Here is a 26027-nt window from a genome sequence, read left to right as displayed (position 1 = left end):
ATATACTCTCTCCCTCTTGAGTTGGCGAACGAAGCATAGTAATTAATTTGTTTTAGGAGTGAGATGAATGGCGCTTAATGATTTCCAAAGGTTTAACATACACGAAATAGAGAATGTTATGAGGAAAGGTAATAAGAAATTTATTAGATTTCTAGATGAAGTGTATGAGTTAAAAGGGATCAAGTATTTATTAACAACTATAAAATCTTCAGGGCTATACTTAAATTTATATAATAATGATAAGCAAAATCAGTTAATTAAAGAAGTTACTGAGCATCTGAGGAATAGGTTGAATAATCATGAATTTGAACAATTAAATAAATTAATAGATGAAGCAAATAAACTGTATAAATTAGTAGTTCAGTTTAATGAAAAGAAAGATGAATATTTTAATCAATTTGTTGAGCTTAATCCTAACAATATGGTCAGCTCATATGTGTTATCTCTAGAAAGGTTTTTAAGCTCATTGCATAGTGAGCAATTTGATTCTGAAATTTGGAGAACAAGAGTAGGTTTATTTGATTCAGCAGTAGAGTCTACAGGTATGATTCTAAAAAGTTTTATGTATAACAATATTGATTTTTGTCGTCATAATAACAATATTTCAGATTCGTTATTAGACATATCTAACAAGCACATTGATTTTAGCATTTACTGGGTTGAGATTGATAATATCATTAATCTATGGAAGTACTCTTCTGTTAAGATTGATGAATATTCTGAACTTGAAATCTTTAAAGTAAATATTGAAGACAAGGAATTTCAATTGAATAATATGGTATCTAACGCCAGATATATAAATTTAAAGGAAAGTTGGGAATTTTAAATTTTAGGAGAGTTAGTTTCTAAATATGAATTAAATGATATAAAAGCCAAAGAAGAGCTTTTAAAAGAACAAAAAAATAAAATAACGTATTTAGTATCTCGTTTATTATTTGGAACAGTTACTCTCGAAGAAACTGTTGATAATGTAAAACTTCATAGATGGTTATCGGCATATCAACTTTTGGTAGAAGAGTGCCAAAGATTTCTAAAAAAACGAAACGAAGAAAAGTATAGTTTAAAGGAGTACTGTTTAAGTAAAACTAAAAAACAATGGAAAGAATTTTTTACAAGACATGGTTTCAATAAATCTGAATTCAGCGTAATTTTTGAAGGATTCATTTTCAGTAAAAATTCACAGGATATCACAGACAACCCTTTTATAAAGTTTGATGACTTATTTGTTATAGTACCTTCTTTATTAGTAAATAGTGATATTCCTCGTGCATTGGCATCTAACTTCCTTAATAGGGAGTTAGAATTATCATTTAGAGGAACTGGATTTGAAGAACGAACTAAAGTAGGTTTAAAGATGAGGAATATCAAAACAGGGTCCTTATATAAAAGAGATAATGAGACAGAATACCAATGTGATGTAGTATTTAAAATAGGTTCAGATGTGTTCTTTGTTGAATGTAAGTCCCACGTGCAACCCTACACTACAAGACAACATGCAAATCATTTATACAAATTGTATGAAGAAACATCTCAAATAAATAGAATTGCAGATTATTTTGTGGAACATTTAGATTATGTAAAAGATCAATTGAAAATAAACGATAATGAACAAATATTAAACACACATAGATTAATAATCACAACTTCAATGGTAGGAGCACCATTATATATAAATGGTGTGTATATTGTAGATGAATCTTCGTTTAATACATTCATTAGTAGGAGTAAGCCATCAATGAAATTATTGAATAAGGATAAATTTAGTGAAATTAACTCAAACAAGTATGAAATATATAATGGTGAAATTACTACTGAGAAGATACTTGAGTTTTTGAGAAATCCTCCTCAAGTAGAGATAATGGGAGAATTTATATCTGAACAAACAATTGAATTAGGGAACATCATTTTGACCAGACTTTTCCAAGTTCAAAGTACAATGCATATAGGACAAGAAATTAATAAGTTCACTGCAGATTTAGCAGAAAGACATTATGTTAATTCAACTGAACTAAATGAGTTATATAATAATGAAAATTAACAGGAAGTATCGTCTTGAATTTAATGAAATCTACTCATATAAAAAACTAGTAGAACCCTCTGTACTAATTCAGAGGGTTCTACTAGTTTACATATCGCTTTCAATTCAGATAAAAGAAGCCTTGAATTAGGGTTGTGTATTTTGTGATTAAATTATTAAAATCCGATATTTGTGTAATATGAGAGGTTGCACATTCATTTTTGATTTCTAATTCTCTTTCTGTTTTGAATCGAGTTTTTTTCTGAAGAAATGAGATATCCTAAGTTTGCCGCTATGTAACCAATTACTCCAAACTCGATTATTTTTGAGGTTATAATTTGTGAAATCTGAATTGTCCTTAATAAACCAGTACTGTTAACCTGATGTTGAAAAGTAACAAAAACACCTGTCAGGGGTAGAGAAAAATTTATCGAAAAAGTATAGAAAAAGGCATCAAAAGTATCCATAATGTATTCTTGATCAGATGTAATAGCCCAGATATTATACAAAAGTGAAAACATCATACTTGGCATTATCAAGAATAAAATTAAGAACATTATTTGTAGTGTAACATTCGCTTGTAAGCCTATCTTTGACCAAGGGTTGGGGTTCTTAATGAAACTAATAGCCCATCTAGAAAAAAGGTAAATAATATAAATTATTAATAGTGTTATTTGAAGAATACTCAATAGGAATATAATATAACCTATTAGTTGTCCATTCTGTATTAGCCAATAATTCAATAAAACTCCTTTTGATATTAGGTAAAGCCCGATCACAGCGGATACTAAGTAGAATAGCGTCCAAATTAGAACTTCTTCTTTATAACTACTAAAATGCTTACCTACTAGGAATAATAAAAATGGAAGTACCAAACCTATTACAATTAATACAATTGAAAATATAAGTTCTAGCATCAGAATACTCCTTATATATTGTTGAAATTACCTAATTACTAATCTTTTTAAAATTAGTGATGATTTCTCTGTTTATTTTAGTTATAGATAGAAGTTCTTCGACATCCAGAGCTGAAATTAATGTAATGTGTTCATCGAATGCTTTACGATAATCTGTCTCCTCCTCGAATTTAAAGATCTCAACAGCTGGTACCTTGAATGCGTTAATTATTTTCTCCAAAGTCTCAAGTGAAATATTCCGATCTCCCCGTTCAACTCCACCAATATAGCTATAATGAAGGCTTGCTGCTTCCGCCAGTTGTTCCTGAGTCCAGCCTTTTGCCTTTCTTAACTCACGTATTCGATTTCCTACGTCCTCTGGTAAACTCATTTGATCACCTCCACTTAAGGTTAGAAGAGGTTATAGAATCCTTACAGACTAATATGTGCAAACTGTACTGTTAAATAAAAGTACTTATAAGTACAATTTAGGTTGATCTTATTTTGATTTATCTATACAATTATAAGAAAATGGATAATTAAGGAGGATCTTCTTTTGCGAAAATCTATCCTAAAATCACTCAAACCGGACATCATTGTTGAAATGTTGGACATGGCTGTGGCCTTTGAAAATTGGAACAAGGTGATGGAGAGGGCGGATATGTTATATCAATGTGTGCAGTCCATCCATGAAGAGCGGCAGGAGTATCAGTCAAAGGGAATGCATGCACCACATATACACATCGAGCGTCCCTTGGTCTACTATTATGGGTTCAGTCACCTAATGCGGGGTATGGCTCACCAGAAGATGGGACAGGTAGATCAGGCGCGAGCATGTATCGATCAATATGCAGAACAGGGATGGATGGAGGATTTGGATGAGGTAGGTATGCAGGTGATGCATGAATTCAGGCATAGGGCACAGGTGAATCGGTATGCTCTTGAGATTGAAGCTGGGCAGGTGGAACTGCTGGAGGAGTTTGTGAACTTTTTGCTTGAGCATCCGGAGGAATGGTTGGCAGGTCTGAAAGTGATTACGGAAGCAGCAGTGCGGCATAGGTGGCAGATTGATCGGCTTTTACATGTGTTCGAGGATCGGATACAGGGTATTGGCAAAGAAGAGGGTTCTTCAAACAACGATAATATGTACCATTACTGTTATCAGCGAGCTCTGTACGAACAATGGATGGGAAGACCGCAGGAGGCCGTGGAGTTCATTTTGCAGGCGATTCGGTTAGCGGATAAGCATGGGATGGATCGGTATTTTATAAGGTGCACAGCATTGTTGGAATCATTGCGGGAAGAGGCGACAGCGGAACAGATTGTACGGTATCGGGTGATGTTGGAGGAGATGAAGTAGGAGGGGGGCTTACTGAAACTGGTAGGATATTCCTTGAAGTGGGTATATGCATATAGGACCATAGCACCGATGAGGAGCACAGCTTGTGTTTTTATCATGGTGAAATCAGGATGTTAGCCGGATAGTTTACATATTACACTTCTGCTAACATAGGATAATCCTATTTCAAATGAGCGGAGAAACGTATGAGTACAATCAAAGTTACCCCTGAACAACTACATCACGTATCAAATCAGGTGGATCAAGCCAGACAACAGTTGGAGAGTATACGAAGTGATCTGACGAGACAGATCATGTTCGTTCAGATGATATGGATGGGCGCGACGCAGGAGCGATTTTACTATGAGTTCGAGCAGTCACGACCTATACTGGATAAAGCGCTGGAGAGTATGGTGAATACATCCAAGGAATTGAAGGATATCGCCACGCGTTTCCAAAATGCTGATGCTCAGAAGGGAAGTCTGGGTGGTGCGTTTGGAGCAGTCGGTGCCGCAGCTATGATGACCAAATCAGCAGGTGGTTCAAATTCGGGTGATAAGGGCTATCGGATGGCGCAAGTCAATATGTTCGGTAAATTGGTATGGATGCCTGTCAACGAGAATGGTGTTGCGGATCAGGCTGCTCTTCAGGCTTATCAGAGGGATCAGGGAAATCTGGACTTTAATCGCATGCAAGCTGTGAACGTTGAACCGCCTGGAGAAGATATTTTTGCGTTACAGATCAAGGCGTTTGAGATGGGCATTCATCCTACGACAGGAGAGCCTGTATCCGATAAGTATGCTCAGATGATGGTGACCTCTCTGAAGTTTAGTCAGATATTCATGGCGATTCAGATGGTTCGAGGAAGTATGCCGGGACGTTCAGGACCGTTTAAAACTTCGTCAACTGGCTTGGCATCTAAGATTCAGAATAATATAAAGAAGGCTGAATCCAGAGTTGAGAATACTCAGACCGATAACAGCTTGGGAGCGACTCCAAAAACTATTATCAATTCAGAAATGGAATCTAAAATATTGGAAGGGCAGCGAAAAGTCCCAAAAAATATTTTGATAGGTGGACACTCACCCAATATAAACAATAGCAACAATAGTTATGCTGTAGAAGTAGTAAGAAGTAATCCGGATGGAACTAAGTATGTTCTCTTTACTAAACAATTCGAAGATGGAAATATTTCTAAACTTAAGCATAGTACTTTGTTTCCAAATTGGTGGAGTGAAGATAAGATTATTGGAAGTATAAAAGATGTTGGAGATACGCCCGCCATATCATCAAGAATAAGAGATAGGGCTACGTGGCATCGTGAGAAGGTTGATGGTGTAGAAGTTGATGTAATTAAAAATGGGGATGAAGTTAGTAGCGCCTATCCTACAGGTGATGTAAACGCACCCCAACCAGCAGGTTTCTAACTTATAAAATGAAAGGTAACTATAAAATATGTACAAACAATTAGATAATCTTTTATCAGCTGTGACCACAGTTGATTCCTGGTATGATGACGGTTGTATTATAGCAGCAGAAATATTGGAGGATTTCGGACAAAGTGATTGGGATCAGTTAACCATTGAGGTGTTGAATAAACCACTGTACTGGAAGAAAAAGCTGGCTTACTGTCTAGATAGTACACAGCACACACAAGAATTTGAAATCCTGCTTTCTCTACTTTCTGTTGAAGACAGCGAGTTGTTTGAAATATGTATAGATACATTAAGAAGTTACACATCTACTGAACATAAGCAACGAATTATAAATCATCCAATGATATTAGATCGTGTGCATAATGCAATTTCAGGAGCAGGCACTGCCAGCCAAAAAATATTAGAGGAATTTCTTAAGGGGTTAAAATAGATGAAATGAGTATAATAAGCGAGTACCTAAGTTTATTTGAGAGTTTAGGAGATGTGAAAAGTAATGTACGAATATCATGGCTGGGCAACCATTAGAGAGTGTGCGTCGTTTGAAGAAAATGAGTATCAATATGGTTTAGTTATTCAACATCTTCGGGAATATGTAGAGGAGCTAAATTGGCCTACAGGTGTTTTGGACGTGAGAGCAGTTAATGGTGACTTTCAACTATGGACAGCGGGCCTAGATAATCACAAACCTGTATCAAAGTATGATCCCACCGAAGTGTTTAGAAAAGTAGGTGAAATAGCTCCAGGCTCCTATGGAATTCTTTATGTAAGAGATAGTGATGATACGGAAACCTTCAATCAGTTTAAGGTCTACACTTTAGTCCGAGGTAAAGTAATGGAGAATAATGATCCCTTTCTCTCCCCATTCATACCTAAACTAGAAGATGATTACGAAGGATAATTTCAAATCGAACTTTTCAGCATGTAGTCATTTTGAATACAGGCCACATGAACACTCTTATTCTATGGCATCATAAAGTTCCGACATTCGGTCAGCTAATTCCAACTGCGGCTCTATTGGCTGATGATTCATATCGGTAGGTGTCATGTACAGCAATTCTTTTCCCTGCTCAAACATCGTGACATGGTACAAAACCCCTGTTGAATCTTCTTGATCCGGATCAAGTACAATTTCTAAATCGTGTACCTTTTCAATCCATTCCTGAATCAGCACTTGATCTGTAGTTGTTTTTTTAGTACCATCACTGCCACTCATCATTTCAATAGAATCAACCTGTGTAATATCGCCAGGATAAAAGGTGTGTAATTCCTTCGGTACTTTCCTTACTCCGACTTGATCGGGCTGATTAGAACTTTGACAGCCGCTAAGAATCAGGATTATAACAGTAGCAAACATTAAGGCGATAAGTGAATATCTTCTCATCGTACTCCCCCTCTTAGTCCCTAAACGAATTTTGTATTTGAAATGTTCCGCCATTTTGTTTTAATCCTTAAAGCACATCGAGGTTACTGGTCACATTTGCTGGAAGACTACGAAACTGGATTGTAACTCTTCGAGTAATCTTGCATGGTTCTACATCTAAACAATCCCGGATCGTAAAGGGAATGCCCGCTAATAGAGCACTCATATGTAACAAAAAACATGAAGAATCCGCTCTCATCCGAGAGTCGGATTTTTTCTCGTTCTAACACCAACATAACTCTTGTCAAAACGTAATCATTACGATATGATAATACTCATTGTTCAGATCATAATGATTACGATTAAGAGAGAGGGGCATTACCTTGAATAAAAAGACGCCACTGCTAGCGCTGGTCTCCTTGGCCTTGAGCGCTGGACTGTTGAGCGCCTGCGGATCATCTGAGTCCAGTCCCGCTGCGCAACCATCCACCGATAATAAAAATGTTCACTTCCTATATAACTTCTCCACCAGTTCGCTAGATCCACATGTGGATTCCAGCTATGTGCCGCTGCGCGCGGGCATTACGGAAACGCTGGTTCGTCTCGATGAAGAGAACTTGACGGTTGCTCCATGGCTCGCCGAGAGCTGGGAGAGCGAAGATGGGCAGCATTGGACGATCGACCTGCGAGATGATGTGACATTCCAGAACGGCAAGCCAATGACGGGTGAATCCGTTAAGGCATCCCTTGAGCGGGCACTGGAAGAGAATGTAGCCATCCAGAACGCGCTGAAGATTGATACGATTGAAGCCGAGGGCGACAAATTGGAGATCACTACAACTCAGCCGTTCCCGGAGTTCGCTTCGGAACTGGTGAACCCCAACACGGCGATTATCGACGTGAGTGAGCCGGACATTGTGAACAAGCCCATTGGTACGGGCCCGTTCAAACTGACCTCTTTTACCCCAGGCAGCAAGCTGCAACTGGATCGCTATGATGAATATTGGGATGGAGCATCGCCTCTGGATTCCATCACGTTCTCATTCAATGAAGATGCCAATGCCCGTACACTAGCGCTCAAATCTGGGCAGGTAGATATCGTATACCGTCCGGAAGTCGAAAGCCTCGAATCGCTCAAAGCGATGGACGGCATGAAGGTTGAGTCCACATCGACATTCCGCGTGCATCAGCTAACGATGAACATGCAGCGGGAGAGTATGAAGGACCTTAATGTTCGTCGTGCGCTGGACGCGCTGATTGATCGTCAGGGTATCGTGGACACGATCCTGCTCGGCTATGGCGAAGCAGCCATCGGGCCGTTCCTGCCATCGCTGCCATTCGCACCAACCTATACGGATACAGCAACGGAATCCGGAGCTGATGTCGCTGTAAAATATCTCAACGAAGCAGGGTACACGCAGCAAAACGGCGTGATGACCAAGGATGGCAAACCATTGCAGCTGACGTTGCTGACATATTCAGCTCGTGCCGATCTACCACTGATCGCTCAAGTGTTCCAGTCTGATGCGAAGAAGATCGGTATCGACGTACAGATTCGTCAGATTGACACGCCAGAAGATTATATGGCGTCTAATCGCGACTGGGATATTGCAACGTACAGTAATTTGACGGCCCCTCGTGGAGATGCTGGTTATTACCTGAATGCAACATACCATCCGAAGGGTGCCCTTAATTTCAGCGGATCGGAAGATCCAGAGCTGACCAAGATCATCGACGAACTGAATCTCACAGTTGCACCGGAGAAGCGCGCAGAGCTTGCCGAGAAGGCAGCCAACTATGTGCATGATAACGTACTGAATTCATTCGTGCTGCATCCAGGTACGATCGTTGCCTACAACGGCAAGAAGATCAAGAACTGGGTTACCACTCGCAGTGAATATTACATGATTACCAATAAGCTGGATGTGATGTAATGTTTCGCATTTTGCTTCGGAAGTTCCTTGAAGTATTTATCTTTCTGTTGTTCATTATGTTTGTGAGCTTCCTGTTCATTCGTCTGGCTCCGGGTGATCCCGTGCTGACGATCCTGAATGTGGACGAACTGTCTGTTAGTCAGGAGCAGGTCGAAGCTGTACGCGAGGAGATGGGATTCAATGATTCGCTTCCTGTCCAGTTCGGCAACTGGTTGCTCGATTTTGTTCGTCTCGACTTCGGCGTATCGTATTCAACAGGCCAGCCAGTTATGCAGACCCTGCTGCGTGCGCTGCCTGCTACGGCTGAACTGACGATTGGCGCACTGCTGGTCATGCTTGTTATAGCTATCCCGCTCGGCTCGCTATCTGCACTCCATCGTGGCAGTTGGATTGACCGCGGCAGCCGGATGCTCTCCATTGTGGGTGCGGCGGTGCCAAGTTTCTGGCTGGGTCTAATCCTGATCGACATGTTCGGCGTACGCTTCGGCAATCTGCCAACCATGGGCCGGGATGGATTCACCTCGCTTATTCTGCCATCTCTGACGCTGGGACTTGCCATCTCCAGCGTTTATGTGCGTCTTTTGCGTTCCAGCCTGCTAGATTCTCTTAGCCAGGAGTTCGTTCGATCCGCCCGGGCAAGAGGGTTATCCGAAGGCCGGATCTTCATGCTTCACGCCTTCCGGCACAGTCTGCCGCCTGTCATTACAGTATTCGGCGTCAGTCTCGGTAGCCTGATTGGCGGAGTTGTTGTAATTGAAGTGTTGTTCGCTTATCCGGGTATTGGCAAGCTTGTCGTCGACGCCATCCGCCAGCGTGATTATCCACTGATTCAGGGTTACATTCTGATCATGGCCATCGTGGTATTCCTCGTGAATACGGCGGTTGATCTGTCGTACCGTTATTTGAATCCCGAAATGAAACTCAAGGAAAAGGAGGCCCACCGATGAAAACCATACCCCTACCCATTCCAACTACAAAATCTAAAAAACATAGCTGGCAGGCGATCATTGGTCTGCTATTTGCCCTGCTGGTCATCGCGGCCTCCTTGTATGCCTTTTTAGTTCTGAAGCATGATCATACCTTAACCGATCTGCGCGGACGATTGCAGGGTGCAAGTGCTCTCCATCCGTTCGGCACCGACCATCTGGGCCGCGATGTACTGACACGTCTGTTGCTTGGTGGCGGCCAAACGCTTGGTTATAGCTTGCTGGCACTCGGTGCTGCACTGCTGATCGGTATTCCTTTTGGACTGATAGCAGGATACAAACGTGGCTGGGTCGATAAGCTGTTCATGCGCATCGCTGATGCTTTTCTCGCTTTCCCTGATACCATCGTGGCGATTGTGCTAAGTGGCTTGCTTGGCGCGGGAATCGGTAATCTGGTATTGGCGATTGTGATCGTAAAGTGGGTCAGCTATGCGCGTCTCGTTCGAAGTACGGTTTTATCGGAGTCACAAAAGGATTACATTCGGATTGCCCGTACCAACGGATTGTCGGATGGTCGTATCATGAGAAAACATCTGCTTCCACATATCGCAGGCCATGTGCTCGTGCTGGCCAGTCTTGATCTGGGCAAAATCATCCTGCTCATCTCTTCGTTGTCCTACATCGGCCTTGGCGCACAGCCGCCAACACCTGAATGGGGTGCGATGCTGAACGACTCACGGCCTTACTTCCAGTCTCGGCCGGAGCTGATGATCTATCCGGGTCTTGCCATTGTCTCGGTAGTGCTGCTTGCCAACATGCTGGGCGACTATCTAAGAGACCGGTTTGACGTGAAGAAGGAGGTGCAGCCATGATTCTCTCCATTGAGGAACTGAGCATCTCCAGTCGGGATCGTACGATTGTAGATCAAGTCTCTCTGGCTGTTCGCGAAGGCGAGTTCATGGCATTGGTTGGACAGAGTGGTAGTGGCAAAAGCTTGCTCTCGCAAGCGATTGGTCGTCTGCTGCCGCCCAACTTGCATGCGTCGGGGCGAGTCATGTTCGAAGGTAGCAACCTGCTCGAACGGAAGCCAAAGGAGATGCGCGCCCTGCGGGGAAGCCGCATCTCATATATTTTTCAAGACTATCAGGGAGCATTTACGCCCTTTCGCAGCATTGGTGGGCACTTTGATGAATACCAGAAGGTACATGGAGAAAAGTCTTCTGCCATCCGCAAGAAACGAGCGGAGGAAGCGCTGGAATCGGTTGGCCTTGGCGCTGAATTGCTGCGCCGCTATCCGTTCCAGTTGAGCGGTGGACAGCTTCAGCGGGCCTCGATTGCCACCTCGCTGATGCTGTCTCCTCGTCTGCTAATTGCAGACGAGGCAACGACGGCACTCGATAGTGTGTCTGGGCATCGCGTGTTGGAACTGCTGGCACGCAAACAAGCGGAGACGGGATGTGCCATTCTGTTTATCACACATGATTGGCGCCATGTACGTCGCTATGCCAACCGCTTGGCTGTGATGAAGGAAGGGCAGATCGTCGAATCTGGCGGGAAACATCGCATTCTTGACCATCCCCAGCATGAATATACGCGCCAGCTAATTGATGCGGCCCCCGTTCTGAGTCGCTCACTGAAGTCGGGATTGAAGGAGGCAGGAACGGAATGAAGAAAACCACAGATGCTGAACGCCGTGGACTTGTGCAGTCCGAAGAAGAATCTGGTGTGCGAAGCCACGATTTTGTAAAAGAGGTAAACCATGCAGACACAGACAATGCAGTCAAAAATACTACAAATTCAGATCATGCGGATACAGATAATGCCGGTTCAGACAATGATTCATCGCTCAGCACCCTTGGCAATCCTGTGCTTCACGTGGAACAACTGAGCCGAACGTATGCGGGTGCAGACCGACCGGCTGTGAACGATATTTCCTTCACCCTGAACCACGGCGAATGTCTTGGCCTAGTTGGCGAGAGCGGGTGCGGCAAGAGTACGCTCGCCCGCTGTCTGCTACGGATTGAGGATGCAGATACAGGCTCGATTACACTGGGTGGACAGGATATTGCACGGCTGAGCGGCCGACGGTTGCGACCTCATCGCCGGAAGATTCAGATTGTTTTCCAGAATCCAATGGCTGCACTAAACCCGAAGCTCAAGATTGCTGATTCGCTGATTGATCCGTACGAACAACTTGGACGGAACGCCGAGCTGTCCCACTTTACCTATACGTCGAAGGAGGCTTACGTCCAAAAGTTGCTTGAAGCGGTGGAGCTTCCTAGCGATTTGGCTGGACGTTACCCCCATGAGCTAAGTGGTGGACAGCGTCAGCGCGTCACGATTGCACGTGCTATTGGCATTGAACCGGACGTTGTTGTTCTGGATGAACCAACGGCCAGCCTGGACGTGATCTCGCAAGGAGCAGTTTTGCAGTTGCTCACCGATCTCCGAACGTCGCTTGGTCTGTCATACGTGTTCATCTCGCATGACTTGGCCGCGGTACATCGCATGAGCCAGCGCATCATCGTTATGCGGGAAGGTCAGATCGTTGACCGCTTTGGTGCAGATGCGTTGTTCGCTGAAGAACGCCATCCCTATACAAAGGAATTGATTTCAATCTTCTGAGTACTCCCGGAGACGCCGGGGGTGGTAATCGTTAATTTATATATGAAGCCGCCTTACGAAGAGATTCGAGAGCGGCTTTTAGTGCATCCATTTGATCATCCAAAGTCCCCCTAAAACCGGGTTCCTTTCTTTGTTTTGAACAAATATATCTTTCAGGCCTATAACCGGGCTAACGTTCCGATGTAAACTAGCGTATACTGATGGAATAGCAAATATCTTGAAATTGCATATTTAAATTGCTCTATATTATTGATACACTAGATCAAGGTTATAATCATTCAGAGAAGGTGCGATCCCGTTCAAGAATGGGCTTGCTGCAAATGCCAAATCGATAACGCTTACATCCTTTTGGCAAATATAGGATATAAGGACGGTAGACATGAGCCAGGGACAAACGAGTACAGATGTTATCTTGATTGGTGCCGGAATTATGAGTGCAACTTTGGGAACTTTGCTAAAAGAATTGGCACCAGACTGGAATATTAAGGTTTTCGAAAAGCTAGCCACTGCAGGAGAGGAAAGCTCCAACGAATGGAATAATGCCGGAACCGGGCATGCTGCATTGTGCGAACTTAACTATACCGTTGAACGACCAGACGGAACCGTAGATATTAGCAAAGCGATTAAAGTGAATGAACAATTTCAGATCTCAAAGCAATTTTGGTCCTATCTTGTCAATAGCCGTCTGATTCGTAATCCGCGGGACTTCATCATGCCGATTCCTCATTTGAGTTATGTACATGGAGAGAGCAATGTCCAGTTTTTGAAAAGACGTTATGACTCCTTGTCGAATCACCCGTTGTTCGCAGGCATGGAATTCTCGGATGACAAGAAAGAGTTGGCGAAATGGATGCCGCTGATGATGAAAGATCGTACCAGTAATGAACCTGTTGCAGCGACCAAAATTGACTCCGGTACGGACGTTAACTTTGGTGCTTTAACGCGTATGCTGATCAAACATTTGAAGGAACAACAAGTGGGCGTCCACTACCAACATAGCGTGAAGAATATGAAACGCACCAGTGATGGACAATGGGAATTATCCGTGAAAAACCTGAAGAGTGGTGCAGTTGAACGCCATAAGGCAAAATTTGTCTTCATCGGCGCGGGCGGCGGAAGTCTACATTTGCTCCAGAAGACGGGCATTCCGGAAGGTAAACATATCGGCGGATTCCCGGTCAGTGGGATCTTTATGGTGTGCAAAAATCAAAAAGTCGTGGAACAGCATCACGCCAAAGTATATGGCAAGGCTTCGGTAGGAGCTCCGCCGATGTCGGTTCCGCATCTGGATACTCGATTTATCGACAATAAAAAGTCGCTGTTATTCGGGCCGTTTGCCGGGTTCTCGCCGAAGTTCCTGAAGACGGGTTCCAATGCCGACTTAATCACGTCGGTTAAGATGCACAATCTGCTTACGATGCTCGCAGCAGGTGTCAAAGAAATCTCTTTGACCAAATATCTGATCCAGCAACTGATGTTATCCAAAGAACAACGTATGGCAGAATTGCGTGACTTTGTTCCGGGTGCCAAGAGCGAGGATTGGGATATGGTTCTGGCGGGCCAGCGTGTGCAGGTGATCAAGGATACCGTCCAGGGTGGCAAGGGTACGCTCCAATTTGGTACGGAAGTGGTCACGTCTGCAGATGGAACGATTGCGGCTCTGCTAGGTGCATCACCGGGTGCATCCACGGCAGTTCAGGTCATGCTTGAGATTCTTCAGCGGTGTTTCCCGCAGCATATGGAGGCATGGGAGCCAAAGATCAAGGAAATGATTCCTTCCTACGGCATATCCCTTGTGGAGAATCTGGATCTCCTCAAAGAGGTTCATTCTTCAACAGCCAAGGCGCTGGGGTTATCGGATGAAAAACATGTCATGCACGTATAACGTTTAGCTTATCGTGTTAGATCATAATGAAGTCATAGAAAAGAGAGCTAAGCCGGGACGAAACCCGTGCTTAGCTCTCTTTTGGTTTATTTGGTATATCAGAACCTGAACTTGAACTCGAGCCTGGGCTTGAAATTGAACTTGAACATGTAAGCTAATATCGTTTTCCCTGTTGACCGTACACTTAAGCGGACGGATACGGATATGGATCGTACAATATGCCGCTGTAGAGTTATAGAACGATCTTATAGCTCAGGCTCTCAACTGCGGTCCAAAGGGATGACAAAGGAAACTTTCGTACCTTGGCCCGGCGAGCTGACGATGGTCAAACCTTGTCCGTACATCTGGGTCAACCGGCGATGTGTATTGGTTAATCCAATGCCTCCAGTTCCGCCTGGACCTTTCTTGGGCCACGCCAGTGCCCGTTCGATCTGCTCGGGCTGCATCCCCACACCGTCATCCTCGATTTCAATCAAGGTGGACGCTGTTTGGTTGATGATTCGGATATGGACGGTTCCACCCTCCACTTTGCTGAGAATACCATGTCGAACAGCATTCTCAATGAGCGGTTGAATGGTGAGTGGCGGCAGGGATAGATCAAGGTCATCAGGGATATCCCAGATGACGTTCAACCGATTCATGAATCGTTCCTTCTCAATGTAGAGATAGGCGCGGGATAGATCCAACTCATGAGTGACCTCAACCATTTTCTCCGAATTGACAAAATGAAAGCTGGTCTGAAGGTACTCGATAAAAGCATCGCCCAGTTTCTGCATTCGCTCCGTGTCCATCTCACTAAGAACCATGATTGAATTGAGCGTATTAAAAAGAAAATGGGGCTGAATCTGTGCTTGTAAGTAAGCAGCCTCCATGCGCAGTCGCTCATCAATAGATTGTTTCAGTACGATCAGAGACCCGATGCGATGTCTTAATTCAACGGCATCCACGGGCTTGGTGACATAGTCTGTAGCACCGGCCATGAATCCGGCGTATACATCCGCTGGCTCGTTACGGGCCGTCAGCAACAGGATGGGAAGCTCGGATACCGAATAACGCTTGCGTACATTCTCGGTCAGTTCATAACCGGACATATGAGGCATCATGACATCGGCAATCAGTAAGTCCCAAGGCTCCTTATCCAATAATTCAAGTGCCTCAAGCGCCGAGGCCGCGGGTTGAATATGATACGGTTCATTCGCAAGCATGGAGATCAGTACTCGCAGGTTTACAGGATCATCATCGACGGCAAGAATTCTTGCGGCAGTCTTATCTTGAGAGACGGTCTGCTGCTGCGGCTCTGCAATCGCAATTTCATCGAAGCTGTGAGCATCCCATTGCTGCTCAGTCTGGTCCGATAGCGATGCGGTGTCTTCCCGTGGAAGCGAGATCTGGAAGGTCGATCCTTGCCCAGATACGGATTGCACGGTGAGTTGGCCGCCATGGAGTTCGGTGAGCTGCCTGCTGATATTGAGACCGAGGCCGATTCCTCCGCTTAAACGGGCCTCTGGGGTCCCTTGTTCATACGCCTCGAATATTCGCTGTTGTATCTCCTCACTCATACCAACACCTGTATCTGAAACTTGAATCAAGACGTACTCTCCATGTTCCCGAACAGACACGGTAATGGTACCCTCATCGGTAAATTTGAGCGCATTATGCAATAGGTTGTAGAGCACCTGAACAAGTCTTCTCTCATCAGCCTGAATCAACGGCAGTGAATCTGGAATATCCACCTTCATATGGATGGGCTTGCCCTCTGCCATGAATCGGAACATACCGATCACGCCTGGAATGACAGAGGCAAGAGATAAAGGTTTCTTCTGAAGCGTAATACGTTTTTCCTTCAAACGAATAACATCCAGGAGGTCATCAACCAGTTGGGACATGCGTCGGCCGATGGTAACTAACAGCTTCATGTCTTCTGCCTGCTGCCCACCTGATTTACGCCGTTCACGGACCGCGATGCTCTCGGCGATATTGATGATCCCGTGCAGCGGTGTACGCAATTCATGAGCCGTATTCACAAGAAACTGATCCTTCTGGCGATCCTCTTCTTTGAGCTGTTCGTACAACTTCTCGATCTCACTTGAATTGCGGAAGTATTTTCTGAACCAATAGGCGGAGAAGCCAAACATGGCCGCAATCACATCGATCGGATAATACACGTTGGTAATTTCGCTATGTGAGTTCACAATTCCCCATAACACGCTTGATAGGCTGCTAGTAGCCGCAAAGAGCAAAAAGCTTGCGTCCCTTCGTTTCTCGGCTGCCATTCGGAAGAATAGGTACACAGACCAGCCGATGGCAAACAGATAGAGGAAATCAGAGAGCCCGATCTCAAGTACATGATAGATCAGGGTCACTGGTGCGACTAGCAAAAATAAACAGTAAACGCCAAGCACGCTGGCATAGATGCGGAACAGTTTACGCCATTGTAGACTAAGGGAGAAGCTTTTAGCCATTTGTAAAAGAAAGAATGCGAACAACGGATAGGACAACGCTTTGGCCTTAACGATCCAAGTGAAGTTGAGTGGAATCCAACTTAATAACAGATTGTCATGGTCGGAAGCGACCGTTAGGGCAGCTACCAGTGTTAGCATCGAGAACGTCAGCAGAGCTCGTTCCTTCCGGATAAACAGAAACATGACAAAAGCGTATAGGCTGTGCAAAAGCAGTATAGCGAATGTAATCTTTTGCAAGTCAATGGATAGTCCTCGTTCACTTCCAATGGCTTCTGGAGAACCAAAATAGAGAGAGCGTGTGATCCCTCCGCTATAAGGATCGTCAAAATTGGCTGTCTGCACCAAAAGATTGAGTTCGGTAGAACCGTCAAGCACATAGGAAGTTGTAAATGCAGTCCTTTCTGGTCGATAGGCTTCGGCATGAGTGGCAGGTTGGCCGAATTCGGCAACAATGGTCCCGTTCATCTCGATAATCGATGATGTCTGGATTTTCTGAGCCCAGAGAGAGACTTCCTCCACAGATGGATCTAAAAGTATGCGAAGATGGTATGTCCCATATCCAAACGACGATGAGGATTGTGGTAATGCATCACGCCAGTCACCGGGAACTTGAATCGGTGTGGATGGGTTATCCGCTATTTTCGCGTCACGATTAGAGATTAACGTCTGGGGATAAAACTCCCATTCTCCATCCAGGGATATGGGTGAAGTGTTGGCGAGGTCCCAGCCTCGAAGGTCTAACAAGCCTTCAATGGGTTCAGGATGTGCGGGTATAGTGAAAGTCTCGGACCATATCCAGCGAAAGCCAAGCAAAATAGTCAGGAATAGAATCGACAGCACTACATATCGGGGTATCTTTTTATAGGTTATTGGTTTCATGGCAGACTTTAGTTTTCGACAGTTTACTTCAAATTCCTGCATGCCCTCTGCCAAAGATGAACATTTTTTTGAATACCGGAACATAGATTCTATATTTAAATGATAGCGGTCCCACGTCAGGATTTATGGTAAAATTATAGATTAAAGGGTGATCAGTGAGCCAGAGGAGTTGTGCATATGAGAGTGATTTTGGTAGATGATGAATATCTCGCTCTGAGCAGGTTGAACAAACTGTTGCAAGAGAGAGAGGATTGCGAAGTTATCGGCTCTTTTCTGACGGCACAGGAAGCCATAGATCAGATCGAAATTCATCTGCCGGAAATCGTCTTCATGGACGTTCAAATGCCGGGGATGAACGGGATCGAGGCGACCGAACGTATCCATGAGGTTTCTCCTGGAACAGAAGTTATTTTCACAACCGCATATAACGAACATGCACTGACAGCCTATGGGCTTGAAGTGCTGGACTATATTATGAAGCCTGTAACGCGTGACCGTTTGGAAAAAACGATGAAGATGTATCAACGCCGAACGGTGTCAGCAAGTCTGAATATAACAGAAGGGCCATCCATGATGATCCGTTGTCTGGGGATGCTCCAAGTCCAAGTGCACCCCAATGAGCCGCCAAAACATATGAAGTTCAGAACAACCAAGATTAGAGAGTTATTTGCTTATTTGCTCCACCATCGGAACAAACCGATTAAGCGGGATACACTACTTGAATTGTTGTGGCCAGAGTTGGATGAGCGGAGAGGTATATCCAATCTGCACAGTGGGATCCATCGCTTACGCAGCATGATGAACGAACTCATGGGTGAGGATAAGATGTCCATTCGCTATCAACAGTTTGGTTATCTATTGGAAACGGGTGAATTCAGGATTGACGCGGAAGAATGGGAGAGCCGTCTTAACCGATTGCCTCTATTATCTTCGTCTACAATAGCTGAACATCGACAGACCTCAGATCAATATGAAGGCAAATATTATGGTGAGGACGATTACGTATGGGCTGAACTGGAGCGTCAGCGCTTGCATGCACTATGGCGTAATCATGCCATGCAACTTGCACAATATTACATCGAACTGGGACAGAATACGGAAGCACTCACGTTATATTACCGGGTACAGCAATTCGAACCATCATTGGAGGAAGTCGGACTGGCCTTAATGAAGACCTACGATCGATTAGGCAATAAAGATCCTGTGGTCGCTCAATATAATCAGTTGGTTATCGCTTTAGAACAAGAGGCAGGTATACGCCCTGGCCTAGAAGTTGAGTTATGGTACCAACAATGGAAAAATTCGAATAGTTAATTGGAAATATACAGCCTTGCAGCTTCATTTGCAAGGCTGTTTTTTGTTGTATTTGCTAGTGAAAGGTTTGGTAAGAGTTTGGTAAGAGGCCATGTGTAGAATAAGCAAGATGAGGGTCGATATGATGTTTTGAGTCAGTAAGCAGTCCAAAAATAACATATTAAGTAGGAGGAAACTATGTACACAGCAAAAATCCGGAAGAAACCATGGCAAAGAATTTCCATGCTGGTTCTTTCCTTTATTCTAGCGATTGGAACGTTGCCCATGAGTTTGGCTCAAGCGGAGGCAACTAACCAGACTCCTGTTGGTCCGGGCGGAGTTGGATCCCCTTCACTATGGCTACGACCAGAGCGGGTAAGCGGAGTTGCCAGCGGCGAAAAGGTGAGTATCTGGGAAGATCAAGGCAGTAAAATAAACAACGCAACCCAAAGTACGGAAGCTAATCAACCGACCTATTGGGATGATAAAAATCATAATATCAATTTCAATCCGGTATTGGAATATAACGGCACGAGTAGTTTTATGAATCTGGATGTAAGTAAGCTTCCTCAAGGGAAGAGCCCCAGATCGATCATTACCGTTAGCAAAACCAATAAAACGGGAGGCCTCAATTATATTATTTCATGGGGAGTACAAACACCGAATGCTTATACGGGTATGGGGATGCTTCAGAATAATACAAGGGGCGGCTTGACGACATTTAACAGTGATAGGAACCAAACATTATACACCCCTGAAGGATTCTTGGGCACGACTTTCCCGAACGAGCAATTTGTTACTTGGACAGGCGGAGATACTGGTATAAACCAAGCTAGATTGTACAGTAAAATGAAGCAGGTACAGCAACTAAATGACTGGGGAAAAGATAATGTGAAGCTATGGGATACTGGTAACTCTGGCGGAGCAGTAGTCGGTAAGCTGATCCCAGCAGCTACGGGCATTGAACATTGGCAGGGTACGATTGAAGAAATTATCGTATTTGACCATGCTCTTACGGACGCAGAACGCCAAAAAGTCAGCACATATCTGGCGATCAAATATGGCTACACGATGGATCAGACGACAGCAAATTCATATGTCGATTCAAACATGGCTACGATCTGGGATGCCCAGGAGAACGCAGTCTATACCCATCGCATTACAAGCATCGGTCGAGATGATCAGAGCGGATTGATGCAGAAACAAGCCAAAGCGCAGGAACTGGGATCTACGTTGACGATTGCATTGGGCAACAGTGTTGAGGATACCAATTCTGCAAATAAAAATGAATTCTCAAAGGATTCTTCTTTCTTTACGTTTGGTGACAATGGAGCAAGTACTGAATTCAAAACACCAATTACGAAAGATGGGAAAAAACTACTTGGGATGGAGCGTGTCTTCAAGGTACAGAAAGCAAACTGGACTGAATCACAGATTACACTTCAGGTAGACGAAACGGGAGGTAACCCGGCGTTGCCTCGGTATGTTGTGATCAGCGATGATGCTAAATTTGGTAATCCAGACTCATTACATTTAATTGAGAATGGCCAATTAACCCTGAATACCTCTAGTTTTGGTCCGAACTCATACTTTACCATTGCAACTGCTGCTACTCCTTTGACGGTACCGGACGTCACACTGACCGACGATGAGTTGACATGGGAAGCAGTTGCGCATGCAGATAAATATGAAGTAACAATCGAACTGGAAGACGGCAGGAAGCGGACGGTGGAAGTAACCGGAATGGCGCTTAACCTGTCGCAATTGGTACCATCGCTAGAAGTTGGCACCTACAAAGTGACAGTAACAGCGAAGACGAACAATCCAGCCTATTCAGATTCAGAAGCATCAAATACGAAAAGTTATGTTGTTATTGATAAAGCGAAGTTGAAAGCCAAAGCCGATGAGATTAAGGATAAGATCGAAACAGGCGAACTAGACGAAGAGGAGTACACACCAGCGAGCTGGACAGCACTGGATAATGCAATGAATGAAGCAGAGCGAGTGTTGAATGAACCGACAGCGACTCAAGCGCAGGTAGACAAGGCGCTTTTGGATCTGACTGATGCAAGAACGGGCTTAATTCCTACAACATCTGTACCCGTTGTAGATAAATCAGTTTTGCAAGCGAAAGTAACTGAAATTACAGGTGAAAGCCTGGAAGAATCAGCTTACACGCCAGCGAGCTGGGTAACACTCAAAGATGCGATGAATGAAGCAGAGCGAGTGTTGAATGAACCGACAGCGACTCAAGCGCAGGTAGATAAGGCACTTTTGGATCTGACAGATGCAAGAACGGGCCTAATCCCTACAACATCTGTACCCGTTGTAGATAAATCAGTTTTGCAAGCGAAAGTAACTGAAATTACAGGTGAAAGCCTGGAAGAATCAGCTTACACGCCAGCGAGCTGGGTAACACTCAAAGATGCGATGAATGAAGCAGAGCGAGTGTTGAATGAACCGGCAGCGACTCAAGCGCAGGTAGATAAGGCACTTCAGGATCTGACAGATGCAAGAACGGGCCTAATCCCTACAACATCTGTACCGGTTGTAGATAAATCAGTTTTGCAAGCGAAAGTAACTGAAATTACAGGTGAAAGCCTGGAAGAGTCAGCGTACACACCAGCGAGCTGGGAAGCACTCAAAGATGCGATGAATGAAGCAAATCGAGTGCTTAATGATCTGACAGCGACCCAAGCGCAGGTAGACAAGGCACTTTTGGATCTGACTGATGCAAGAACGGGACTTACCAAAGTAATTGGTACAGATGCATCTACGTTGCAGACGCTGGTCCCTTCCGTGGGAAGCTTGTCTCCGGCTTTTGATCCGGCGAAAGACACGTACACCATCTCTGTGCCGAATAGCGTATATCAATTCCAGCTCACGCCAACGGCACTTGATCCACTTGCGAAGATTGAAATAGCTGTTGGAGATGGAGAATGGAACGAGGTTTCAAGTGGCACTGTAAGTGAGAATCTACCGCTCCAAGTCGGTGGAAATAAGATCGTTGTTAGAGTAACGGATTCACTTGGAAATGTTACGGCGTATAAAATCAACGTGACTAGAGCATCCAGTGACAATGGTAACAATGGTGGAGGCAACAATGGCGGCGGTGGAAATACGGGAGGTAACGGTGGAAGCACGCCAGCACCAGCACCTACACCTGCGCCAGTACCAACGCCAACTCCGGCACCCGTGAAGGATAATTTGGAAACAACTCGGGATGGTAACCATCAACCATTTGCTACATCCAAACCATCTGACAACAAAGAAACATTGGTTCAAGTTGATCCAGCCAAGATGAATGTTGCCATGTCACAAGGCACAGGCCAGCAGTTCGCCATTCATTCACCGAATGATGGGGATATGAAGGTGGACGGTTTAACCCTCGAAACACTGAAACAATTGGTGGATCAAGGTTCCAAACTAAACATTAGCAATCCACTGGCAATCTATCCGGTACCTGGCGGTAAAATGGACGTGAATGGTGTGTCCAGACAGCTTGGTAATGCAGCGTTGATTGATATTGATGTCCATGTTGATATCGCACGTTCCTCGGATGCTTTGATTGACAGCGCCGAGACAAGAGCCGCATCCCAAGGATACGAGCTACTTGTCACACCGGTTGATCTGGATCTGACGTTTACGAAAGATGGACAGACCGTGCGATCCGGCCAGCTGAACGGTTATGCACCGAAGTATATTGCACTTCCGGAAGGTATCGATCCGAACCGGATTACTACAGGCGTAATCATTAATCCGGACGGTAGCATCTTCCATGTACCAACGGTTGTCACTAAGATCAGTAGTCGTTACTACGCACTCATTAATGACTTGCGTAGCAGCGGAAGTTACTCGGTTATCTGGAACCCGCAGGATTTTGAAGATGCCAGATCCCATTGGGGTAAAGCTGATGTGAACAACATCGCTGCAAGACTGGATTTGCAGGGTAACGGAGATAACACATTCTCACCGAACCGTCAGGTTACTCGTTCTGAGTTTGCCGAGATTGTTGTGCTTGGACTGGGCTTAATGCGTCAGGATGCACCACAGAATCTATTCCCTGACGTTAACGATTCCGCATGGTTCCGCTCTGCGGTAGCCCTTGCGAATGAATTCGGTATCGTTCGCGGTTACGATAATGGGAACTTCAACGGTAATCAGGAGATCACACGTGAGCAAGGATTTGCTATGGTTGCTCGTGCCTACCGTCTGATTGAGCCGGAAGCGGCAATTAGCCCGGATCAGATGAACTCTGAACTGGAACGTTACAGTGATGCAGCGGATGTATCGAATTGGGCCAAAGAAGATGTAGCCCAGTTGATTACAGCGGGGATCATCCAAGGTAATGGGCCAGAAGTGCTGAGTCCGAAGACTACGATGACCCGTGCTGAGGTCACTGCATTGATTGCAAGAATGTTGAAGGTAACAAACTTGATTGATCAATAAACACAATTTAAAATGAAAAGCCTTTGCTGACATTGGGGGTCGGCAAAGGCTTTTTTTTATTTTTATTAAATTCTTAAATTCATGTCGTAATACTTTCGCCCTGTTGGCAGATCGTGGAATCTGAGATGATGGGTTCACCAGAGGTTCGGGCGACAAACTTTGAACTGCTGGCCTTCAGGCTATTGCGATCCTTCCTTCTACAATCATTGGAGATCATAGGGTCGCAGCTCTCCTGAAGATTTTATTTCAGAGAGGAGGCGTCCAGGCTATCACATTCCTTCCTTCTAACCCTAACCTTTCACGTTATATAGGGATGTGGCTTTCCTGGACTCTTTTATCATGAACAATACCATCTATTTGCGCAGAGCAAACAAACTCATTATTGAATCAAACGAAGGGAAACAACAGTTGCCTAAGACACATCTGGCGACTGCCCTCAAAAATATTGAAGCACTCGGATACACCTTCTCGGATGAGCTAATGCAGGCGATGCGGCAGCTGTCCAAGGAACAATTTGAAACAGTGTATCATCAACTTGTGGCTGATCTAAGAGTCATGGTCGGCGCACATGTGAAGTACACACCGATGTATGCAGGATTCCCAATGCAGGTGATGCAAGCGGATGAAGCGGAGTTATACCTTAATGCGATTATTCATTATCTGACCAACCTGACTGTGGTCTATCCGGATCAACCATCGGTGGAGAGAACGCCTTTGCTGGAGAAGACGGACTTGAAAGTCATTGGACTGGGAAACCAGCAAGCATTCCAGACACTCATCCGTCAGATCATTGAAGCAAAAGGTTCCATCTCGGAAACAGACAAGGCGGATATCGACACGGTATTGGAGCATGCAGACCCGGAAGACGTGGATGCGCTATTACCCACTGAGATTCCGTTTAAAGAAAATGTGGGCTTTGTGGTTGCCTCGCTGTTGAAGCATGAAAAAGCGAACATCGACCGGATCGGTCCGTATTTCAAAACGGCAAGTGATGTCCTGCGTCTGGCTGTTGCCTGGTCCGATGGTGATGTTAGCCTCGCTGCGGCTTCTCCCTTCCGGAAATTCAAACGCCGCGAGAGACGCCTTTTGCTCGGATTATTGGAGCAGTGTGGCTCCATGACGGAGGATATGCTGCGATATAAGGATCGCTGGATTCGCCTTGGCGAAATTCTGCATCCTTCGGAATATAAGCTTCGGTATCCGCGATGCGAAGAAGCCTTTGATATTTTGCGTAATAATAAACCTTATTCGACCTTCAACGGAAGTGTGGAGCTTGCCTTCCAATATCGGAATGTCTGGAGTCTGATTGATCTGTTGTCACAGCGTCCAGGTGAATTTGCGAGAAGACTGGATCACTTGTTGCGGATGACCGAAGATGAAGCGTATGTACTGCTGGCATTTGGTGAGGTACTGGAGCAAGTATCTACCCCGGTGTTATTGCAGGTGAGACAGCATTTTGCCCACCGTAATGAACCGCAGGATCTGCGTGTCTTTTTCCCGAAAGGCAATGTAGCCAAAGCTTTTGCTGTTCCGAATGAGCTGACAGAGATCGATGAAGCCACGTGTCAGAATGTCGTGCAATTGTGCGAACAGGCATTGGTAGAGCGCTTCGCTGCCCTTGCCCCGCTCGGGAAGACTTATGTCGATCCGCAGCTTCATGATTATCTGGTGCCCTTTTCCCAGAGATCGGCGAGCAAGGCTCTGCATACTATCGTTCGTGGAAGCCGTGTGCCGATGGCAGAGGGTGATACCATTCGTTTCTTCAACTGGTGGAAAGAGGGGGACGTGGACGGAAAGTCTACAGGGCGCGTGGACATTGACTTGTCTGCGGTGATGTACGATAAGGACTGGAACTATGTGGAGCATATTTCCTATACGAATCTGCGATCCTCTAACTATAAGGCTGTCCATAGCGGAGATATCGTGACTGCACCTAACGGAGCAAGTGAGTTTATTGATCTGCATATTCCATCCATCGTGGCTTATGGTGGACGATATGTGGTGGCAACACTGCTTTCGTTCACCAGTCATCCGTATTGTGATCTGCCGGAATGTTTTGTAGGGTGGATGATGCGGAAGAAGCCGGGGTCTGGCGAGATTTTCGAACCGTCTACCGTAGCGAACAAAATCGATATTACCGCGGATACGCAGATTGCGATCCCCGTCATTATGGATCTGGTTGAACGCACCGTCATCTGGACAGACCTGGCGCTGACCAGATATCCGGACTACTACAATAACGTAGAGGGGAATCAGAAAGGTATCGTGCTGATGGGTAAAGCACTAACGAATTTACGCAAACCCGATCTGCACGACTTGTTCATGCTCCACGCCAAAGCTAGAGGAGAACTGGTGGATACAATAGATCAGGCGGATACAATCTATTCGGTCGATCAAGGTATTACACCCTATGATATCGAGCAGATTATGGCGGAGTATCTGGTTTGACCTGTTTGACTTGACTACTGGTGATATGTGAATATCAAAGTTAGAAAAGAGTAGCTGATGCTGCTCTTTTTTTCTGGT

The 26027-nt window shown here is 44.9% G+C and carries 19 protein-coding genes; 15 read left to right on the top strand and 4 right to left on the bottom strand.

All coding sequences use genetic code 11. The features are described 5' to 3' along the window. Positions 1-67 precede the first annotated feature (67 nt). Together C161_RS18015 and C161_RS18010 are read left to right on the top strand one after the other, a co-directional pair. Complete coding sequence (locus C161_RS18015; protein WP_036671829.1) at positions 68-826, top strand: hypothetical protein; 759 nt, start codon at positions 68-70, stop codon at positions 824-826. 180 nt (positions 827-1006) lie between these two features. After that, positions 1007-2038, top strand: a complete 1032-nt coding sequence (locus tag C161_RS18010) for a hypothetical protein (protein WP_036671828.1) — start codon at positions 1007-1009, stop codon at positions 2036-2038. Between the two features lie 194 nt (positions 2039-2232). Here C161_RS18010 and C161_RS18005 read toward each other — a convergent pair whose 3' ends face one another. Both C161_RS18005 and C161_RS18000 read right to left on the bottom strand, forming a co-directional pair. Then, positions 2233-2934, bottom strand: a complete 702-nt coding sequence (locus C161_RS18005; protein ID WP_036671826.1) for a hypothetical protein — start codon at positions 2932-2934, stop codon at positions 2233-2235. A 31-nt stretch (positions 2935-2965) separates the two neighbouring features. Beyond that, positions 2966-3304 carry a helix-turn-helix domain-containing protein gene (locus C161_RS18000; protein WP_036671825.1) on the bottom strand — a complete coding sequence of 113 codons (339 nt, stop codon included), beginning with the start codon at positions 3302-3304 and terminating at the stop codon, positions 2966-2968. A 165-nt stretch (positions 3305-3469) separates the two neighbouring features. On the opposite strand from C161_RS18000, the gene C161_RS17995 reads away from it, so the two are divergent. The 4 genes from C161_RS17995 (at position 3470) to C161_RS17980 (ending at position 6586) form a co-directional block, all read left to right on the top strand. Continuing rightward, positions 3470-4273 (top strand): DNA-binding protein, encoded by an 804-nt coding sequence (locus C161_RS17995; RefSeq protein WP_036671823.1) that lies wholly within the window; start codon positions 3470-3472, stop codon positions 4271-4273. A 185-nt stretch (positions 4274-4458) separates the two neighbouring features. Further along, on the top strand, positions 4459-5679 hold the full coding sequence (locus tag C161_RS32020; RefSeq protein ID WP_084650335.1) for a WXG100 family type VII secretion target: 1221 nt from the start codon (positions 4459-4461) through the stop codon (positions 5677-5679). Between the two features lie 28 nt (positions 5680-5707). Next, positions 5708-6118 carry a hypothetical protein gene (locus C161_RS17985; protein ID WP_036671821.1) on the top strand — a complete coding sequence of 137 codons (411 nt, stop codon included), beginning with the start codon at positions 5708-5710 and terminating at the stop codon, positions 6116-6118. A 63-nt stretch (positions 6119-6181) separates the two neighbouring features. Next, positions 6182-6586: an Imm7 family immunity protein gene (locus C161_RS17980; RefSeq protein WP_036671820.1), complete on the top strand. Its 405-nt coding sequence runs from the start codon at positions 6182-6184 to the stop codon at positions 6584-6586. A gap of 57 nt (positions 6587-6643) precedes the next feature. Here the strand turns inward: C161_RS17980 and C161_RS17975 are convergent, their stop codons facing one another. Further along, positions 6644-7069 carry a hypothetical protein gene (locus C161_RS17975; RefSeq protein WP_036671818.1) on the bottom strand — a complete coding sequence of 142 codons (426 nt, stop codon included), beginning with the start codon at positions 7067-7069 and terminating at the stop codon, positions 6644-6646. Between the two features lie 362 nt (positions 7070-7431). On the opposite strand from C161_RS17975, the gene nikA reads away from it, so the two are divergent. From nikA to C161_RS17945, 6 genes are all read left to right on the top strand, one after another. Continuing rightward, complete coding sequence (gene nikA / locus C161_RS17970) at positions 7432-8982, top strand: nickel ABC transporter substrate-binding protein (protein WP_084650330.1); 1551 nt, start codon at positions 7432-7434, stop codon at positions 8980-8982. Next, positions 8982-9929, top strand: coding sequence for a nickel ABC transporter permease (gene nikB / locus C161_RS17965; protein ID WP_036671816.1), 948 nt, complete (start codon positions 8982-8984; stop codon positions 9927-9929). Before nikA ends, nikB begins: the two co-directional genes overlap by 1 nt. After that, positions 9926-10780, top strand: a complete 855-nt coding sequence (gene nikC, locus C161_RS17960; protein WP_036671814.1) for a nickel transporter permease — start codon at positions 9926-9928, stop codon at positions 10778-10780. The genes nikB and nikC overlap by 4 nt, the downstream gene beginning before the upstream one ends. Further along, positions 10777-11577, top strand: a complete 801-nt coding sequence (locus C161_RS17955; RefSeq protein ID WP_036671813.1) for an ABC transporter ATP-binding protein — start codon at positions 10777-10779, stop codon at positions 11575-11577. Before nikC ends, C161_RS17955 begins: the two co-directional genes overlap by 4 nt. Continuing rightward, positions 11574-12533, top strand: a complete 960-nt coding sequence (locus tag C161_RS17950) for an ABC transporter ATP-binding protein (protein WP_084650325.1) — start codon at positions 11574-11576, stop codon at positions 12531-12533. Before C161_RS17955 ends, C161_RS17950 begins: the two co-directional genes overlap by 4 nt. A gap of 379 nt (positions 12534-12912) precedes the next feature. After that, entirely contained in the window at positions 12913-14418 is a 1506-nt protein-coding gene (locus C161_RS17945; protein WP_036671812.1) for a malate:quinone oxidoreductase, read from the top strand. 260 nt (positions 14419-14678) lie between these two features. Here the strand turns inward: C161_RS17945 and C161_RS17940 are convergent, their stop codons facing one another. Beyond that, positions 14679-17759, bottom strand: a complete 3081-nt coding sequence (locus C161_RS17940) for a hybrid sensor histidine kinase/response regulator (protein WP_036671901.1) — start codon at positions 17757-17759, stop codon at positions 14679-14681. A 177-nt stretch (positions 17760-17936) separates the two neighbouring features. On the opposite strand from C161_RS17940, the gene C161_RS17935 reads away from it, so the two are divergent. From C161_RS17935 to C161_RS17925, 3 genes are all read left to right on the top strand, one after another. After that, positions 17937-19073 (top strand): response regulator, encoded by a 1137-nt coding sequence (locus tag C161_RS17935; RefSeq protein ID WP_036671811.1) that lies wholly within the window; start codon positions 17937-17939, stop codon positions 19071-19073. A gap of 177 nt (positions 19074-19250) precedes the next feature. Next, on the top strand, positions 19251-23501 hold the full coding sequence (locus tag C161_RS17930; RefSeq protein ID WP_036671809.1) for an S-layer homology domain-containing protein: 4251 nt from the start codon (positions 19251-19253) through the stop codon (positions 23499-23501). Positions 23502-23840: 339 nt separating this feature from the next. After that, positions 23841-25949: a TerD family protein gene (locus C161_RS17925; RefSeq protein WP_036671806.1), complete on the top strand. Its 2109-nt coding sequence runs from the start codon at positions 23841-23843 to the stop codon at positions 25947-25949. The last annotated feature ends 78 nt before the right edge of the window (positions 25950-26027 follow it).

The organism is Paenibacillus sp. FSL R5-192 (assembly GCF_000517845.1).
GTDB lineage: Bacteria > Bacillota > Bacilli > Paenibacillales > Paenibacillaceae > Paenibacillus > Paenibacillus amylolyticus.
The sequence above is the reverse complement of the archived record's forward strand: the minus strand, read 5'-3'. Positions and strand labels throughout refer to the sequence as shown.